The organism is Streptomyces sp. NPDC047079, from assembly GCF_040643755.1.
Classification (GTDB): Bacteria; Actinomycetota; Actinomycetes; order Streptomycetales; family Streptomycetaceae; genus Streptomyces.
This window is the reverse complement of the sequence record NZ_JBEYUZ010000019.1, coordinates 79,058-96,573: the sequence shown is the minus strand read 5'-3', so window position 1 is coordinate 96,573 and position 17,516 is coordinate 79,058. Positions and strand designations below refer to the sequence as shown.

Genomic DNA, 17,516 nt, shown 5'->3' with positions numbered 1-17,516 from the left:
GCGCGGTCAGGCAGCGTGACGGTATTCGTTTATCAGGCCGCCGAGGACGGGTTGTCGCCGGATGCGATGGGCTTGGAGGTCGGTGACGGTGGCCGGGGTGGGTTGCCCGATGCCCGGTCGAGCTGCTCGGCCTGTTCGAGGAGCGGCGCCGCGGGGTCGAGCCCGGTGACCCGGGCTCCGGCGAGAGCGAACTGCTGGACCCTCAAGGCCCTGCAGGGGGTGAGCGCGGCCCCCCTCGGCGGGAACGCGAGAAGCGGGCCCGTCGCGTGTGCGAGGGTTGCCCCGTTCAACTGCCGCCCTGGCCAGCGCCCAGGGCACCACCCAGTGTGAGCTCGCTCGCGCCGACCGACGTGAGGGCCGGTCAACGCCAAGTGCCCGTGGCCCGCAGGGCGTCGACCGGGACAAGGCCGCCACCTTCCGAGTCAACCCTCCAGCTCCGCACGGACGGCCCGTTCTCCAGCTCCGGAACACCGACGCCCCCGGCCAGGCATCGGCTGGCGCATCAACCAGCAGCAGGATCGCGCTCACCTGGGACCACCTGCGCCGGTGCAGGATGGGCACAGAGAGGTGAAGTTGTGGAAACTCGGGGAAAAAGGTGCAGCAGCCGATGGGAGGTTGCCGTGGAGGGTGGAGATCTGGAACTGGGCGAGTTGCTGACCGCTGCGGAGGCGGCGCCGCCCGGTGAGTCCGTCGACGTGATAGCACACGACCTGCACAAGCGATTCGGTGCCGAGCGTGTGTCCTTCCTGTTCGTCGACCTCATCGGTCAGAGGTTGATACGGCTCGCCGCCGCCGGCGGTGATTTCGCGGACCAAACCGAGACAATCGACCTGCAGGGCAGCGTCTACGACAGCGTTCTGCAGAGCCAGCGCCAGCATGTGGAACCGGACGGCCAGGGCGGACGGCGCGTCATCACACCGGTCAGCAACCGCGGCGACTGCATTGGCGTCCTGGAGGTGACCTTGCAGTCCGCCGACGACACCGTGCTCCGACAGGTCCGCGACGCGGCACACGCGCTGGCCTACATCATCGTCACGGACCGCCGCTTTACTGATCTGTACCATCTGGGCCGGCGCACCACGGAGACCAGCCTGGCCGCGGAGATCCAGCACCAGCTGCTTCCCTCGGCCCCCTGCTGCGAGGCGGCCCAGTTCACCCTCGCCGCCGGACTGGTCCCGGCCGACGACATCGGTGGCGACACCTACGACTACACCCTCGACCGCGACACCCTGCACCTGTCCATCACCGACGCCATGGGCCATGACACGAACTCCGCTCTGCTGGCCACCTTGCTGGTCGGCGCGTTGCGGCGGGCGCGCCGCAGTGGCTGTGACGCCCTCGAGCAAGCCCACCACGCCCACCAGGCCCTGCTGAGCCACAGCCGCGGCCTGGCCACCGGGCAGTTGCTGTGCGTCGACCTCGACACAGGACTGTGCGAACTGGTCAACGCCGGCCATCCCTGGCCGCTGCGGCTGCGCGACGGCACCGTCGAAGAGGTCAAACTCGCCGTCAACCTGCCGTTCGGTGTTGCGGCACCCGCCTCCTACCGCGTCCAGGAACTGCACTTGCGTCCCGGAGACCGCCTGATCCTGCTCACCGACGGAATGCAGGAGCGCGGTGCCGCGGCCGTCGACCTGGCCTCGGTCGTTCACGACACCCGCGCGCTGCATCCGAGGGAAGCTGTCCGAAGCCTGACCAACGCGGTGCTGGATGCCTGCCATGGCAATCTCAAGGACGATGCCACGGTTCTGATACTGGATTGGCACGGCAGTCGTCGGCCACCGGCCGAAACTAGACCGGGCCCGCAGCGATGAGCCGAAGCACGCCACCGTGAGTCCTCACGGAGGGCAACGCCCGATGGCGTCTTTGCCCGACGTGGGCGGTTCGTGCATGGCTGAAGCGGGCGGCCGCGGACGGTCTTCCAGAGCAGCCTCGGAGCCGAGAAGCGGCCCCCTGCCCTGGACCAGGGCCTCACCTGGGTCGCGCCACACGACATCGCGAAGGTCCGGTGCACGGCTGCTCCTCGACCGGCTGGTCCGGGCGCTGTGTCCAGGCCGTTCACGGCCCTGCCGACCTCATCCGGCCACAGGCAGCCGAGATCGTGTCGGCCGCCACCGGCCGTCCGCTGCGTGCCGAGCGCGTGAGCGGACCTCCGAGGTCAGGCCGTGGCCTCGGCCAGCCGCTTCATGCCGGGCTGGTCGGTCACGCAGCCCACCAGGCCGAGCGTCCGGGACAGCGCCAGGTCGCGCTCGTCGTTGACGGTCCAGGCCATCACGTCGATGCCGGCAGCGCCGCACTTCTCCACGATGGCCCGGTTCAGCTGGCGCAGCTCCACGCTGACCAGGCTGGCACCGACCTTCTGAGCGCGGCCGACGAAGGTGTCGCGGTGCGCGCTGGGGCCTGCCACCAGCACGGTGCGGGCCTGCGGCAGCAGGTTGTGGATCTCGATCAGCGCCACGTCGTGGAACGACAGCACCGAGACCCGGTCCAGTACGTCGCGGTCGGTGAGCACCCTGGCCAGCGACCGGGCGGCGGCCACGTCCTTGATCTCCGCCTGGATCGGCAGCGTCGGCCCGACGGCGTCCAGTACCTCCCCGAACGTGGGGATGCGCTCGCCGAGGCCGGCGTCCAGCTTCTTGAGCTGCCGCAACTCCTGGTCGGCGATCGGACCGGAGCCGTCCGTTGTGCGGTCCAGGGTCTCGTCGTGCATGACGACCAGCTCGCCGTCCTTGCTCAGGTGCAGGTCCAGTTCGATGCCGTCCAGCCCCTCCCGTTCGGCCCGCAGGAAGGAGCGCAGGGTGTTCTCCGGCTCGGCGGCCATGACACCGCGGTGGCCGATGGTGAAGAAAGACACTCGGTTGCCGTCCTTGGGTGTGATGGTCCGGGGCGGCCGCACGAGCGCCGTACCCTCGCCGGGCGGCGGGCGACCGCCTGTCGGAGCTCTCAAGCGTAATGGGCGCGTCCGGCCGCGCTCGGCCCGCCTGGCAACCGGGCGGGGCCAGGCCGCGGTTCGGGCCGGGGGATCGGGCGTGACCCCCACTTGCTATCCTTCTGGAGGCCGTGCGAGAGAACGAGGAGGTGGTACCCGTGAACACAGTATCGACATGGGTGCTCTCCTCCGGGGTCACGGTCGGGCGATAGGTCGTCCGGGAGCGCCGTTCCAGAGCCCTCCCGAAAGGCACGACCGTGCACTTCACTTCTGAACAACGTCTCGACGACGGTGTCCTCGAGCGCGAGTTCATCCTCGGTGAGATCCCCGGCTTCCTGTGGACTCCCGCGTCGGCATCCGCATCCGCACCGGTGCCGCTGATCCTGCTCGGCCACCCCACGCTCGGGCTCCGCAGGATGTACCCCCGACTGGTGGCCCGCGCCCGGCACTCCGCGGCAGAGGGCTTCGCCACGGCCACCATCGAGCTCCCCGGCAGCGGCGACCGGCCCCGCCTGCCCGCCCTCGACCAGGCCCGCGCCGATCTGCGCCGGGCGATGGAGGCCGGCGAGCCGGTCAGCATCGAGATTATCGACGCGCTCACCCTCCCGCTGGTGGACAAGGCGGTCCCGGAATGGCAGGCCGCCCTAGACGCCCTCCAGTCGTTGCCCGAGACCGGCGGCCCGGTCGGGTATTCGGGCGGAGTCATCTCCATCGGCACCCGGCTGGCGGCGGTCGAGCCGCGCATCAAGGCTGCCGGTCTCTTCGCCGGGAGCTTCATCCCGCGCGCCACGTTCGAGGAGGCCCGCCAGGTCACCATTCCGCTGCACGTCCTGCTGCAGTGGGACGACGAAGGCAACGACCGGCAGGCGGCCCTGGACCTGTTCGACGCCTTCGGCTCCAAGGAGAAGACACTGGAGGCCAACATGGGCGGGCACACCGGCGTCCCGCAGTTCGCGGGGGAGGCCGCGGCCCGGTTCTTCACCCGGCATCTGATGTGAGGCCGAGCCGTCAGACCGGCAGCAGACAGTAGCTGATGTCGGTCGGTACGCCGCTCAACGAGGCAGGTCCCGGCCCTCCGCAGCTCTCCACACTGCGGGCCCCTGCTGAACTCTCGGCAGGGGCCCGTGCTGCCTGAAGTCCTTGTCAGAGGGCGTCGACGCCACTCACCTTCCAGCCGTCGGAGGTGCGCGTGAGCGTCAATCGCACCCGGTTCAGGTCCAGCCGGGGGGCCGGTACCTGGGTGCTCTGGGTGACCTGGTTGACGAAGAGCAGGACGACGGCCTTGTCCGGTGTGGCCGATACGACGGATGCAGCGGGGATGCCGCCGTCGGAGGGTGTGGCCACGGTCGCCTTCACCACGCCGTGGTACGTCGTCGCTGTCGGCGCGACCACCGTCTTCGTCGTCCTGCCGTACTGGTCGCGGAAGTGCCCGGTCAGCAGGGTGCGGGCCTGGGCGAAGTCCCGGTCCAGGTGCCGGTAGTCGTACGACAGCACGACCGGCGCCGCCTTCCGCGCGGCCGCGAGGGCCTCGCCCCGGGCCTGCTCCGCCTGCCGCCCCTGCCGGTACTGCCACCCGAGGACGGCGGCCACGACCAGGGCCGCCACGAGCACGAGGCCCAGCACCGCGGTGGGCACGCTCCGTCCGAGCCTGCCCGAGGGCGCGCTCTCCTCCGGCTCATCCTCGAAGGGCTCGGGGGCGGGCTCCGGCGGGTCCTCCCAGCCGCTGGCCGGGGGCTCGACGAGCAGGGTGCGCCCGATGGCTTGCTCTTCCTGGCGGGCACCGTGCTCGTGGCGCGCCGGCCGCCCGGCGCGCTTGGCCGCCGCGCGGGCGGCCGCGGTCATGGTGCGGCGGGCCGGTGAGCCGGTGCCGCGGGTGCGGGAGGTCGGGTTCGCCATGGTGTCTCTTCTCATCGATGGCCTCACGGGTGGGTCAGCCCACGAACGCGACGTCGGAGGTCAGCCAGCGGCCGTCCACCCGCGCCAGGTCGAGCTGGAGCCGGTAGGTGCGCGCCTGGCCCTCGGGCGCGGCGGCGTTGGTCACCTTGCCGTCGGCCACGACCAGGACCCGGGCCGAGCGCGCGTCGGACCGCACGATGCCCGCGTCCAGGACCTGTCCCTCGGACACCGACCTGTTCTGCGCAACCAGCTTCGTCAGCTGTGCGGTCTGCGCGGCGAACGCCTTCTTGAACTCCCCGGTGGCGCCCTTGAGCACATTGCCGCTGTCCCGGTCGTAGTGCCGGTAGTCGAGCGAGGTGAAGTTCAGCGCCGACTGGCGGGCCGCCGCCAGGATGTCCTGGCGGCGCTGTTCCGTCGCGTGCTGGTCGGACAGCTTCAGGCCCAGCCAGACACACAGCACGGTCGTCAACACGGTCGCGGCGACGAGTCCCGCCGACAGCAACCTCATGCGTCCGCCTCTCATGCCATCGGTCCCACGAGCAGCCATTGCCACGACTCCTTTCCGAACACGGTCTGTTCCCCGCCCGTCGAGCCGATCTCGACGGGCGTTCCGTCCGGGCCGGTCACGGTGCCGGTCTCCGGGTCGTACGGGGCCACGAACGCGGTCTGGTCGGCGCTGTACCGACCGGTCATCGCGCCGGGCGCGTTCTGCGCTCCGCGCACCGAGGTCTTGCTGCCGCGCGGCACCGTGCAGCGGGCACCGGTGTTCGCGGGGCGCGTGCTGGTGTCGGCGGGGTCGCGCCGCTGGGTGCCGTAGCCCTGGGTGCAGGCGGGAGGGTCGTCGGCGTTCACGGTCAGCCCGAAGTGGGTGGTGCCGTCGCCGGGGATGACCGTGTAGCTGCCCGCGACCGTGAGCGGGAGCGTGACCAGGGCCTGTTCGACGCCGGGCAGCCGGGCCACGGTGATCTGGCCGCCGCTGATGAGGTTGGCCAGCAGGACCGGCACGTGCGGCCGGGCGGACTTCAGCAGGGAGTCCAACTGCCGGGCGGCGGGCGCGCTGTTGCCGATAAGCCTGCGCAGATCGCCGTCGCTCGACTTCAGCTGCTCGGTGAGCGTGGCCAGGTCGCGGGAGAACGACTTGATGGCGGAGCCCTGGTCGGCCTGTGTCTTGAGCACTTTCCGCGAGTCCTCGATCAGCGAGACCGTCTGGGGGAGCGACTCGGATGCCGACTCCACCAGCGCGTTGCCGGAGTCCACCAGGCGGCTCAGATTCGGTCCGGTGCCGGCGAACGCTTTGCCCAGCTCGTCCACGGTGACCCGCAGATCGTCCTTGCCGACCGAGTTGACCAGCCGGTCGAGGCTGAGGACCAGGTCGGTGACCGGCAGCGGGGTCCGGGTGCGGCTGCGCGGGATCGGGCTGCCGTCCATGAGGTACGGCCCGCCCGACCGCCGCGGCTGGAGGTCGACGTACTGCTCGCCCACCGCCGAACGGTCGGCGACCACCGCGAGCGTGTCGGCCGGGATCCTCGGGGCGCCGTCCTCGATCTTCAGCGCCACCGAGACCCCGGACCCGGTCAGCTGCAGATCGCCCACGCGGCCCACCGGCACGCCCCGGTAGGTGACCTCGGCGCCGGGGAAGACGCCCCCGGACTCGGCGAAGTCGGCGCGCACGGTGTAGCCGCGGTGCAGGACGTCGTCCACCAGGCCCGTGTACCGGGCGCCGACGTACGACACCCCGAGGGCGGTGACGGTCGCGAAGGCGAGCAGCTGGGCCCTGACCGTACGGGTGATCACGGCAGTATCCCCTTCAGCATCAGCTCGGCGAGGCCGAGATCGACCCCCGGCGGGAGGTGACGCGAGCCGCCCTCGGTGCCGTAGGCAGCGGTGCACACCGGCGGGCACAGCAGGGTGCTGCCGTCGGAGGGTGTCGAGGGCACGGGGGGCACGGAGGGCACGGGGGGCACGGACGGGGTGCCCGGCAGGGACGGGATGGACGGGAGAGGGGTGGGAGTGGGGACGCCGGGAAGGTGCGGTGTCCCGGGGGCCGGGGACTTCCCGCCGGTGCCCGGCTTGCCGGTGACGTTGCCGTACAGGTCCGCCAGGTCGAGGTCGGCAGTGATCTTCAGGTTGACGTAGTCGCCCCTGACGGCGTCCGTCGCGTTGCGCGGGAACGGGTAAGTGGTCAGGAGCTCAAGGGAGTCGGGCAGGTCGTCGCCCGCCTTGTTCAGCTCCTGCAGGATGGGCTGGAGCTTCTTCAGGTTGGCGACGGTGTCGTCGTGGGAGGCGTTGACCACCCTGGTGCCGGTCTTGCCGAGTGTCGACAGGGCGGTGAGCATCTTCGTCAGGTCCTTGCGCTGGTCGGCGAGGGCCTTCAGGGCGGGCGGCATGGTGTCCACGGCCAGGGCGATCGTCTTCTTCTCGTTCTTCAGCCGCTTCGCCAGCCGGTCGACGCCCTGAAGCGCGCGCACGATCTCCGCCCGCTGGCCGTCGAGGCCGCCGAGGAACGTGTCGAGCTGCTTCAGCAGGGACCTGACCCGGTCCTCGCGGCCGGTGAGGGCCTTGTTCAGCTCGACGGTGATCGTCTTCAACTGGGCCACCCCACCGCCGTTGAGCAGCGCGGACAGGGCCGACAGCACCTCCTCGACCTCCGGGTTGCGGCCGCTGCGGGACAGCGGGATGCGGTCGCCGTCGCGGAGCCGTCCGACGGGCCGCGTGCCGGCCGGCGCGGACAGAGCGACGTACTTCTCGCCGAGCATGCTGGTCTGCCTCAGATCGGCGACGGCGTTGCCGGGCAGCTTCACCGAGTCGGCGATGCGCAGTCGTACCCGCGCGTGCCAGCCGTCCAGTTCCACCTTCTCGACCGCGCCGACGGTGACGTTGTCGACCTTGACCGCCGACTGCGGCACCAGGTCCAGGACGTCCCGGAACTCGACGGTGACGTGGAAGGCGTGACCGTCCGAAGCGGCGCCGCCGGGGAGCGGAACGTCGTACCAGCCGTTGAACTCGCAGCCGGTCAGCAGCAGCGAGCCGACTGTCGTCCAGGCGGCCACCCGCCCCTTGCGCTGCACGCTCATGCCGGTGCCCCCAGAATTCCGCCGAGGGTCTTGTCGACCGTGCCCGTCGGCGCCGGGGCCGACGGAACCTCGGGCAGGGAGTCGAAGAGCTTTTTCAGCCCGGCACAGTTGTCGTGGTCGTCGCCGGTCGTCTTCAGGATCGAGCAGAGAACGGAGGACGGATCCTGCCCGGTCTGCGCGTTGTTGCGGGTGTCGAGGGTGCCGGCGGCGGGGTTGTAGGCGTTCTGCAGGTTCGACAGGCCGGTGGGGGCGACGGTCAACAGTTCCTGCAGTGCGGCACGTTGGGTGACCAGGACCTTGGTGACCTTGGCCAGGCCCTGCACGTCCGAGGTCAGCGCCTTCTTGTTGCCCTTCACGAAGCCGGCCACGTCACCGAGTGCGGCGGCCAGGTACTTCAGCGCGGCGGCGAGGTCCTTGCGCTCCCCGGCCAGCTGCCTGGCCACCTCGGCGAGGTCGGTGTCGAACGACCGCACGCTGGTGTCGTCCGCCGCCAGCGCGGCCGTGAACACCTGTAGGTTCCGTACGGTCCCGAACAGGTCGCCTCGCCCGTCGGACAGCGTGGTGACCGCCTGGGACAGGTCGTCCACCGTCTGGTTGAGGTTCTGGCCCTGGCCCCGGAGGTTGTCCGCGCTCACCCCGAGCAGCCGGGACAGCGAGCCCTGCTTGTTGGCGCCGTTCGGGCCGAGTGCCTCGGCGGTGGTGTGCAGGCTGTCGAAGACCCGGTCCAGCTCGACGGGGGCGGCCGTACGGGACTCGGGGATGACGTCTCCGTCCCGCATGACCGCGCCCTTGCGGTACACCGGGAGCAGCTGCACGTATCGGTCGCTGACCACCGAGGAGTTGATGATGGCGGCCTGTGCGTCGGCGGGGACCTTGCGCCCCCGGTCGTACTCCAGCTCCACCCGAACCCGGTCGCCCTCCGGCGTGGTCTTCCTGACCTCGCCGATGCGGACGCCCAGGACGCGGACGTCGGAGCCGGGGTAGATGCCGACGGTGCGCGGGAAGTACGCCGTGACGCGGACGGGGCGGGGGCCCGGCCAGAGGACGACGGCGAGGCCGGCGACGACCGCGAGGGCGGTGAACAGGGCCAGGAGCCTACGGGTCATCGCGTTCCTCCGGTCCGTGGCGTGACTGGGGCGGCGACCAGGTTCTGGATGTAGGAGTCGAACCAGCGGCCGTTTCCGAGGGTGTTGGTGAAGAGCCTCACGTAGGGGGCGAGGAGTTGGACGCTGCGGTCGAGGCTCGCCTGGTTGCGTTGGAGCATCTTCAGGAAGGTGTTGAGGTTCTTCAGTGCGGGCCCGATCTCCTTGCTGTTGTCGTCGACCAGGCCGGAAAGCTCGATGCCCAGCAGCGCGGAGCTCTTGAGCAGCGTGTGGATCGCCGCGCGCCGGTTGTCGATCTCCTTGAACAGCGCGTCACCGTCCTTGACCAGCGCGGAGAAGTCCTTCGTGTGATCGGCCAGCACCTTGGTGACCTCGTTCGCGTGGTCGAGGAGGCCCCGCAGCGCCTGGTCACGGGAGGCGACGGTCCGGGAGATCCGTGACAGCCCCTTGATCGACGCCCGCACCTCCGCCGGGGAGTCCTGGAAGGTGAGGGAGATCGTGTCCAGCGCCTTCGCGAGCCGGTCCATGTCGACCTTCTCGGTGGTGGTCGTCAGGTCGCTGAAGGCCTGGACGACGTCGTACGCCGACACGGTCCGCCCGAGCGGGATCTCGCTGCCCGGCTTCAGCTGGCCCGGCCCCTTGGGATACAGCGCCAGGTACTTGGCGCCGAGGATCGTCTTGACGCGGATCGCCGCGCCCGTGCCGGTGCCGAACCCGGGGTGGCCTTTCACCTTGAAGGTGACCTTGACGTGGTCGCCGTCCAGGTCGACACCCCCGACCTTGCCGACCTTGACCCCGGCGATCCGTACCTCGTCGCCCGGCTTGAGCCCGGCGGCTTCGGAGAAGGCCGCGCTGTAGCTGGTGCCGCCGCCGATCAGCGGCAGGCTGTCGGCGTTGAAGGCGGTGAACATGAGCATCGCGAGGACGGTGAGGCCGACGGCGCCCACGATGACCGGGTTCCGCTCACGGAAGGGCTTCAGGTGTGGACGCCCCAGCCGGATCCTGGGCAGCTTCGGCGGGAGGACGCGCACCTTGACCAACGGCTGGGGGCGGGTCTTGCGCTTGGGCAGCAGCCGGGGGAGTCTCGGCAGCTTCGGCGGCAGGACCCGTACCCCCACCAGGGGCTCGGGGCGACGCCGCCGTCTCGGGACTCGCAGTCTCATCCGCCACACCTCGCCCGCGCCACGTGCAGGTCCGGGGTGATCACCTGCTTGGTCTTCGGCAGCACGATCCGGCCGTCGAAGTCGCAGAGGTAGAAGTTGAACCATGAGCCGTACGAGGCCGTCCCCGTCAGCTTGTTCAGCTTGTTCGGCAGCCGCTTCAGGACGCCCTCCACGGTGTGCTCGTTCTTGTTCAGCGTTCCGGTGACTTCGCCGAGCCCGGCGATGTCGTCCTTCAGTGGTGGACGCGCGTCCTTCAGCAGCCCCGACGTGACGTCGGTGAGGTCGCCGATGCTCACCAGCGACTCCCCGATGGGCTTGCGGTCGGCCGCCAGCCCCGAGACCACCCGGCGCAGCTGCGTGAGGAGGTCGGAGAAGCGGGAGCCGCGTTTGTCGAGCGTCGCCAGGACGGTGTTGAGGTTGTCGACCACCGAGCCGATCAGCTTGTCCCGGTCGGCGATGGTGGTGGTGAGCGAGGCCGTGTGCTCCAGGAGGCTCTTCACCGTGCCGCCCTCACCCTGGAGGGTCTGGACGATCTCGGTGGCGAGCTGGTTGACGTCGCTCGGGCTGAGCGCGGCGAACAGCGGCTTGAAGCCGTTCAGCAGGACGTTGAGGTCCAGCGCAGGCTGGGTCAGGGACAGCGGGATGGTGCCGCCCGGCCGCAGCCGGGCGGTGACGTCGCCGGTGCCCTCGGTGAGCGCGATGTACCGCTGCCCGACCAGGTTGCGGTAGCGCACGACCGCGTGGGTCCCCGCGAGCAGTGGCCGGTCCGCGTCGACGGTGAACGTGACCTCCGCCAGGGTCCGGTCCTTGATCCGGATGCCCTCCACCTCTCCCACCCGCACGCCGGCTACCCGGATGTCGTCGCCCGTCTCCAGCCCGGTGACGTCGGTGAACACCGCGTGGTAGGTGTCCTTGGGGGTGAAGGAGATGTTGACGATGGTGGCGGCGAGCACCGCCGTCGCCGCGATCGTGACCAGTGCGAAGAGGCTGAACTTGACCAGCGGGGCGGCGGTCTGCAGGGCTCCCGACCTTCTCATGCGACACTCACCGCCGTTCCGCGCGCGAGTGGACCGAGCAGCAGGGTCGCGACGGGCGGCACCTGGTCGGCGGGGACGCCCATGACGGGGGCCACGAGCGAGCCGACGGCCCGCTGCTCGGCCCGGGTGGCGGACACGTTGACACCTCCGGGGAGTGCGCCGCCGGAACCTCCGGCCGACGTACCGTCACTGAGATGGGGTTTAGGGCCTGGCACCTGAGGGTGCGGCAGGCCACGGCAGTTCGGGCCGGACCGCTCGCCGTACAGCGGCTCCTCACCAGGCTGGTACGCCCCTTGCGGCCGGACGACTTCGAGGGTGATCCGCATCTCGCCGCCCCGGAACGCGTCCTCCGAGGCCTTCTCCTGCCGGACCAGCCCCTGGAACAGGCACGGATACTCGGGGGAGTAACGGGCGAACAGGTCCAGCGTGGGGCGGGAGACCCGGCCCAGGGTGATCAGCCGGTCACCGTTCTCGGACAGGAAGCCGTTCGCCGTGTCCGCCACGGAAGCGGTCGAGCGGAGCGCGGTGGCCAGCTGTTCCCGCTTGTCGACGATCGTGCGGCTGGTGGTGACCGTGTTGCGCAGGATCCGCATCAGGTCGGGCGCGGCGTCGCCGTACACCTCGGCGACGTCCGCGAACCGCGAGATGTCCTCCTTGAGGGAGGGCATGTGCGGGTTGAGACGGCGTAGATAACCCTCGACCCGGGTGAGGTTGTCACCGATCCGGTCGCCTCGGCCCTCCAACGCTGTGGCGAACGCCGAGAGCGTGGCGTTGAGCTCACCCGGCCGGACCGTGCGCAGCAGCGGCAGTAGGTCGTTCATCAGCTGCTGCACCTCGATGCCGACCTTCGTACGGTCCTGGGTGATGACCTCTCCGGCGCGGATGGGCCGAGCCGACGACTTCGCAGAACGCGGGGGCGGGACCAGGTCGACGTACTTCTCGCCGAACAGCGTCTTGGGCAGCAGCCGCGCGTGCACGTCCGCAGGGATGGACGAGACGTACTGCGGCTTGAGCGCGATGTCGAGAGTCGCCTTCGTGCCGTCCGCGTGCACCTCGCGCACCTCGCCGACCAGCAGCCCCCGCAGCTTGACGTCGGCGCGTGGATCGAGCTGGTTGCCGAGGGTGTCGGCCTCCAGGGTGATGGGGACGACGGACGTGAACGCCTGCCGGTAGACCGCCACCGCGAGCGACAGCAGCAGCGCGAGCACGGCGAGGAAAGCGATGCCGTACAGCCTGAGTCTCATCCTGTGCATGCGCACCGTTCTCACCCCGCTATCCGTACGGTCGTGTTGGCGCCCCAGATCGCGAGGCTCAGGAAGAAATCCAGGACGTTGATGGCGACGATCGAGGTCCGCACCGCCCGGCCCACCGCGACGCCGACGCCAGCCGGGCCGCCGCTCGCGTGGTAGCCGTAGTAGCAGTGCACCAGGATGATCAGCACGGCGAAGACGATCACCTTGCCGAAGGACCAGAACACGTCGACGGGCGGCAGGTACTGGTGGAAGTAGTGGTCGTACGTGCCCGTCGACTGCCCGTAGTAGCCGGTGGTGATGGTCCGGGCGGCCAGGTACGAGGACAGCAGCCCGATCACGTACAGCGGGATCACCGCGACGAAGCCGGCGATCATCCTCGTCGTCACCAGGAACGGCAGCGACGGGACGCCCATCACCTCCAGCGCGTCGGTCTCCTCGCTGATCCGCATCGCACCGAGCTGCGCGGTGAACCCGGCGCCGACCGTCGCGGACAGGGCGAGTCCGGCCACCAGCGGGGCGATCTCCCGGGTGTTGAAGTACGCGGACAGGAACGCCACGAAGTTGGAGGTGCCGAGCTGGTTGAGGGCCGCGTAGCCCTGGAGGCCGACCTCGGTGCCGGTGAAGAAGGACAGGAACGCGATCACGCCGACCGTGCCGCCGACGACGGCGAGCGCTCCCCGCCCGAAGCTCACCTCGGCGAGCAGCCGCAGAACCTCCTTCTTGTAGCGGCGCAGGGTGCGGCCCGTCCACGCGAGCGAGCGCCCGTAGAAGGACAGTTGGGCGCCCAGCTCTTCGAGTGAGCGCAAGGGGCGATCGAGGACTTTCCGAGGGCTCATCGGCTAACCCCTCTGCGGGACGACCTGGAAGTACACCGCGGTCATCACGAAGTTGGTCACGAACAGCAACATGAAGGTGATCACCACGGACTGGTTGACGGCATCGCCCACGCCCTTCGGACCGCCCTGCGCCGTCAGCCCCTTGTACGAGGCGACGATCGCCGCGATGGCCCCGAACACCAGCGCCTTGATCTCCGCCGCCCACAGGTCGGACAACTGGGCGAGGGTGGTGAAGGACGCCAGGTAGGCGCCGGGCGTGCCATGTTGCAGGACGACGTTGAAGAAGTAGCCGCCCGCGACACCGACCACCGAGACGAGGCCGTTGAGCAGCACGGCCACGACCATCGACGCCAGCACGCGCGGTACGACCAGCCGGTGGATCGGGTCGATGCCCAGCACCTGCATCGCGTCGATCTCGTCCCGGATCTTGCGCGCCCCGAGGTCCGCGCAGATCGCCGTTCCGCCCGCGCCCGCGATCAGCAGCGCGGTCACGATCGGCGAGGCCTCCCGCAGCACCGCGAGCACGGACGCGGCACCGGAGAAGGACTGCGCGCCCAGCTGCCGGGTCAGGCTGCCGATTTGCAGCGCGATGACCGCCCCGAAGGGGATCGAGACCAGCGCCGTCGGCAGGATCGTGACGCTCGCGACGAACCACGCCTGCTGGATGAACTCCCTTGCCTGGAAGGGTCGTCGAGGCAGGGTCCGGACGACGTCCAGCGCCATCGCGAAGAGGTTGCCCGAGTGCCGGAGCGCACCGATCGGGGAGATCCTCATGCGCTGCTCACTCCCGTCCCGTGCAGCTCTGTCTCGCGTCTCGCGATCGCCTCCCAGCGGGGCCGGCGTGTGATGCCGGGGCCGGGCAGCAGCCGGGGAGTCAGGTCCCGGACTCGTGGACCCTCGTCGATCTGGGCCAGCTCCTGCTCGACCTGCGCCGCGTCCTTCTCCTCCGCCATGCCGATCGGCCCCTGCATCCGGCCGTTCAGGAACTGCCGTACGACGGGCTCGTCACTGGTCAGCAGCTCCTCGCGGGGCCCGAACATCACCAGCTCCCGCCGGAACAGCAGCCCGATGTTGTCCGGGACCTGGCGGGCCGAGGCGATGTCGTGGGTGACGATCAGGAAGGTCGCGTCGATCTGTGCGTTCAGGTCGACGATGAGCTGGTTGAGGTAGGCCACGCGGACCGGGTCCAGGCCCGAGTCCGGCTCGTCGAACAGGATGATCTCCGGGTCGAGGACCAGGGCGCGGGCGAGCCCCGCACGCTTGCGCATACCGCCGGAGATCTCGCCGGGCAGCTTCTCCTCGGCGCCGATCAGCCCGACCATGTCCATCTTCTCGAGGACGATCCGCTTGATCTCGCTCTCCGACTTGCGGGTGTGCTCGCGCAGCGGGAAGGCGATGTTGTCGTACAGGTTCATCGAACCGAACAGCGCGCCGTCCTGGAACAGCACGCCGAACAGCTTCCGCACCTCGTACAGGTCGTGTTCACGGAGCTTGGTGATGTCCCGGCCCTGGATCGTGATGGAGCCGCGCTCCGGCTTCAGCAGCCCCACGAGCGTCTTGAGGAACACCGACTTGCCCGTCCCCGAGGGGCCGAGCATCACCGAAACCTCCCCGGCGGGCAGCGTCAGCGAGACGTCCTGCCAGATGACCTGGTGGCCGAAGGACTTGGTCAGCCCTTCCACACAGATCTCGACACCCATCCGGTCCACCCTTCGCCCATGCTCGCGCCGTGAGCAGCTCCGACATCTGCTCTACGGGGAGGGGCGGGGCGTCCGTCGCGGCGACCGGGATTTTTTCGGACGCGTTAACGGCGTGCTAGGGAAGCTTCGGCGACAGCGTGCTCGAAGGCATCCTCAGGGCGGGGACAGGGGAGGAGAACGGAGCGGCCGGTAGCGCCGAGGCCGGGGGAAGCGACGGCACCGACGAGACGGCCGGCCTCGTCGGCAGGTCCGGCACCTTCGGCACGCCGGGCACCTGCGGGACCTGTGGCGCCGACAGCCCCGGGAGCGGGGACGAGGACACGTCCGGCAGGGACGGCACGGGCACCGGCAGCGGCACGGACGTTCCTCCGGTCGGTGAGGGCGTCCGGCTCCGGGCCCCGGTCGCCAGGGGGGATGAGGTGCGCGTCTTGGGGGTGCGCCCCCGGCCCGTGGCGTCGCTGCGCAGGACCTGCGCGGCGCCGGACACGGCCGGTCGCGGCGCCGGACGGTCCCCGTTGCCGTCCGCATTGAGCGCGTACGGCAGCACGAACCCCGCCACCGCCAGGGTCGCCGCCGTCGAGGTGACCGCGACCGCCTGGGCCTTGCCGCCCCCGCGCAGCCGCCCGCGCCCGACCAGGAACAGCACCAGTGCGAGCGTCCCGGCCAGCGAAGCGCGCAGCGTCCGCCGGGCCCGGGCGAGCAGCGACTCGACGGTCCGATAGCTGAGCCCCATCCGCACCGCCACCTGGCTCACGTCCAGGTCCTCGGACTTCAGCCGGAGCGCCTCCGCCTGCCGGGCGGGCAGCTCACCGCTGCGCACGGCGAGCCACTTCGCCTCGGCCCGGTCGCACACCGCCTCCTCGACGGGTACCGGACCCGGCGCGACGAGCGTGGGCCGACTGCCCACCTCGGCCTCGCGGTTGACCTGCCGGTACCGGTCGACGCACAGCCGCATCGTCACCGCCGTCAGCCAGGCGCCGAGCCGCTCGTCGTCCAGATCCGGGCGTTCCGCGGCCCGCAGCATCGCCTCGTGCACGGCGTCCTCGGCGTCCTCGTGGCTCATGGAGCGCCGCCGGGCCACTTTGAGCAACTGCTCGCGATGGCTCCACATACGCTGCCAACGCTCGTCGGCGGCCGCTGTGTTCGCAGGCATGTCCGTTGCCATGAGAGCCCCTTCGCACTCACCCACCGGTCCTTTGTTTCCGGCGGGTGGCGACATTACCGCCGAGTAGGCGCCGTTGTGGAGGGGGAGACGCCCATCGTGTTTCAGCCGTTGCCGATGGTCAGCGGCCCCGCGTCGGGCAGCACACCGCCGACGGGCAGCGTGAGGGTCGGCTCGGGCACGGGAACCGGCGGCGTGTGGGACGCCTTCGGCAGGTCGGCCGTAGGGGACGGGCTGGGTGAGGGTGAGGCAGGCGGCGTCGACGGCGTGCGCGAAGGACCAGGGCCCGGCTTCCGGTCGTCCGAGGGCGTCGTCGGCGAGGGCTTCGGCCTCTTCGGGCGGGACGGCTTCGGCCGGTCCGACCGAAAGTTTTCGGACGCGTCCGGCACCACGCGGTGCCCGATCAGGTAGTACGCGTACCAGGCCTTGACGGTGCGCAGATAGGCGTCCGAGTGGTTGTAGCCCAGGATGGCCCGGTCCAGGTCGGCGGGGTGCGACAGGTCCCGGCCGCCCGCGCACAGGTAGCGGCCGGCGGCGAGCGCCGCGTCGTAGACGTTGTTCGGGTCCCTCCGTCCGTCGCCGTTGCCGTCCGCGCCCCAGCGGACCCAGGTGGACGGTATGAACTGCATCGGGCCGACCGCGCGGTCGTACACCGCGTCCAAGTCATACGCGCCGCCGTCGGTGTCCGGCACGACGGCGAAGGCGCCGCCGGTCAGCCGCGGGCCGAGGATGGGCGTCACGGTCGTACCGTGCGGGGTCACCCGGCCGCCCCATGCCTGCCCGGACTCCACCTGGCCGATCCCGGCCAGCAGCTGCCAGCGCAGCCGGCAGCCGGGCGCGCTGCGCGCCAGCTCCTCCTCGGCACGCCGGTACGCGGCGAACACGCTCGCGGGCAGGGCGCCGCCGCCCAGCGCTCCCGGTGCCGAGCCGTTCTTCCGCGTCCGCAGCGGGGGAAGGCCGGTGTGGTACGGGGTGTCTCCGGACACGCTGGGGCCGTGCTCGGCGGGCGCCGCCTTCCGCGCGGGCTCCGCGGCCTGGGCCGAGACCGCCCCCGGCGCCTGCGACGCGGTCAGGACGGCCATCGCCGCCGCCGCGATCGCCGTACCCCTGGCACCCCTCAGTGCCCCCTTGAGTGCACGTGCTGTCACTGTGCAGTCCCCTCCGTGGGTGAATCCGTCGTCTGCTCTACGCGGCCGGAGGGCAGGTCCGTCGTGCGGAACCGGGCGGATCGGGCGGGCACCTTGTCGGAAACGGGGTACGCCGCATGTCCGTCAAGGTCTCACCAAGAGGTCGGGGCAGTCACCGACCCCGATCGCAGGCCCGCCGGAACGCGCGCGTAAAGGTGGACAACGCATATTGACGC

General features: G+C 70.5%; 17 protein-coding genes. 2 read left to right on the top strand and 15 right to left on the bottom strand.

Features of this window, described 5'->3' with window-relative positions:
• Positions 1–32: 32 nt before the first annotated feature.
• On the bottom strand, positions 33–206 hold the full coding sequence (locus ABZ823_RS23395; protein WP_361663599.1) for a hypothetical protein: 174 nt from the start codon (positions 204–206) through the stop codon (positions 33–35).
• 414 nt (positions 207–620) lie between these two features.
• Here ABZ823_RS23395 and ABZ823_RS23390 point away from each other — a divergent pair, with 414 nt between their 5' ends.
• On the top strand, positions 621–1,814 hold the full coding sequence (locus ABZ823_RS23390) for a PP2C family protein-serine/threonine phosphatase (protein WP_361663596.1): 1,194 nt from the start codon (positions 621–623) through the stop codon (positions 1,812–1,814).
• Positions 1,815–2,158: 344 nt separating this feature from the next.
• Here ABZ823_RS23390 and ABZ823_RS23385 read toward each other — a convergent pair whose 3' ends face one another.
• Positions 2,159–2,854, bottom strand: coding sequence for a glycerophosphodiester phosphodiesterase family protein (locus ABZ823_RS23385; protein ID WP_361663593.1), 696 nt, complete (start codon positions 2,852–2,854; stop codon positions 2,159–2,161).
• A gap of 332 nt (positions 2,855–3,186) precedes the next feature.
• Here ABZ823_RS23385 and ABZ823_RS23380 point away from each other — a divergent pair, with 332 nt between their 5' ends.
• Positions 3,187–3,927, top strand: coding sequence for an alpha/beta hydrolase (locus tag ABZ823_RS23380; protein WP_361663590.1), 741 nt, complete (start codon positions 3,187–3,189; stop codon positions 3,925–3,927).
• A gap of 145 nt (positions 3,928–4,072) precedes the next feature.
• Here the strand turns inward: ABZ823_RS23380 and ABZ823_RS23375 are convergent, their stop codons facing one another.
• The 13 genes from ABZ823_RS23375 to ABZ823_RS23315 form a co-directional block, all read right to left on the bottom strand.
• Complete coding sequence (locus tag ABZ823_RS23375; RefSeq protein WP_361663587.1) at positions 4,073–4,825, bottom strand: hypothetical protein; 753 nt, start codon at positions 4,823–4,825, stop codon at positions 4,073–4,075.
• 34 nt (positions 4,826–4,859) lie between these two features.
• Complete coding sequence (locus ABZ823_RS23370) at positions 4,860–5,333, bottom strand: hypothetical protein (protein WP_361663584.1); 474 nt, start codon at positions 5,331–5,333, stop codon at positions 4,860–4,862.
• Between the two features lie 11 nt (positions 5,334–5,344).
• The gene (locus ABZ823_RS23365) at positions 5,345–6,619 is read right to left on the bottom strand and encodes an MlaD family protein (RefSeq protein WP_361663581.1); all 1,275 of its coding nucleotides are present in this window, start codon (positions 6,617–6,619) and stop codon (positions 5,345–5,347) included.
• Positions 6,616–7,899, bottom strand: coding sequence for an MCE family protein (locus ABZ823_RS23360; RefSeq protein WP_361663578.1), 1,284 nt, complete (start codon positions 7,897–7,899; stop codon positions 6,616–6,618). The genes ABZ823_RS23365 and ABZ823_RS23360 overlap by 4 nt, the downstream gene beginning before the upstream one ends.
• A complete protein-coding gene (locus ABZ823_RS23355; RefSeq protein WP_361663575.1) occupies positions 7,896–9,005 on the bottom strand; it encodes an MCE family protein in 1,110 nt (369 codons plus the stop codon). Before ABZ823_RS23355 ends, ABZ823_RS23360 begins: the two co-directional genes overlap by 4 nt.
• The gene (locus tag ABZ823_RS23350) at positions 9,002–9,982 is read right to left on the bottom strand and encodes an MCE family protein (RefSeq protein WP_361663652.1); all 981 of its coding nucleotides are present in this window, start codon (positions 9,980–9,982) and stop codon (positions 9,002–9,004) included. The genes ABZ823_RS23355 and ABZ823_RS23350 overlap by 4 nt, the downstream gene beginning before the upstream one ends.
• 179 nt (positions 9,983–10,161) lie before the next feature.
• Positions 10,162–11,202, bottom strand: coding sequence for an MCE family protein (locus ABZ823_RS23345; protein WP_361663573.1), 1,041 nt, complete (start codon positions 11,200–11,202; stop codon positions 10,162–10,164).
• Complete coding sequence (locus tag ABZ823_RS23340) at positions 11,199–12,455, bottom strand: MCE family protein (protein WP_361663570.1); 1,257 nt, start codon at positions 12,453–12,455, stop codon at positions 11,199–11,201. Before ABZ823_RS23340 ends, ABZ823_RS23345 begins: the two co-directional genes overlap by 4 nt.
• An 11-nt stretch (positions 12,456–12,466) precedes the next feature.
• Positions 12,467–13,291 (bottom strand): ABC transporter permease, encoded by an 825-nt coding sequence (locus tag ABZ823_RS23335; protein ID WP_361663567.1) that lies wholly within the window; start codon positions 13,289–13,291, stop codon positions 12,467–12,469.
• A 3-nt stretch (positions 13,292–13,294) separates the two neighbouring features.
• Positions 13,295–14,065, bottom strand: coding sequence for an ABC transporter permease (locus ABZ823_RS23330; protein WP_361663564.1), 771 nt, complete (start codon positions 14,063–14,065; stop codon positions 13,295–13,297).
• Complete coding sequence (locus tag ABZ823_RS23325; protein WP_361663561.1) at positions 14,062–14,991, bottom strand: ABC transporter ATP-binding protein; 930 nt, start codon at positions 14,989–14,991, stop codon at positions 14,062–14,064. The genes ABZ823_RS23330 and ABZ823_RS23325 overlap by 4 nt, the downstream gene beginning before the upstream one ends.
• Positions 14,992–15,106: 115 nt before the next feature.
• A complete protein-coding gene (locus ABZ823_RS23320) occupies positions 15,107–16,144 on the bottom strand; it encodes a sigma-70 family RNA polymerase sigma factor (protein ID WP_361663557.1) in 1,038 nt (345 codons plus the stop codon).
• Between the two features lie 113 nt (positions 16,145–16,257).
• A complete protein-coding gene (locus ABZ823_RS23315) occupies positions 16,258–17,235 on the bottom strand; it encodes a lytic transglycosylase domain-containing protein (RefSeq protein WP_361663649.1) in 978 nt (325 codons plus the stop codon).
• Positions 17,236–17,516 lie beyond the last annotated feature (281 nt).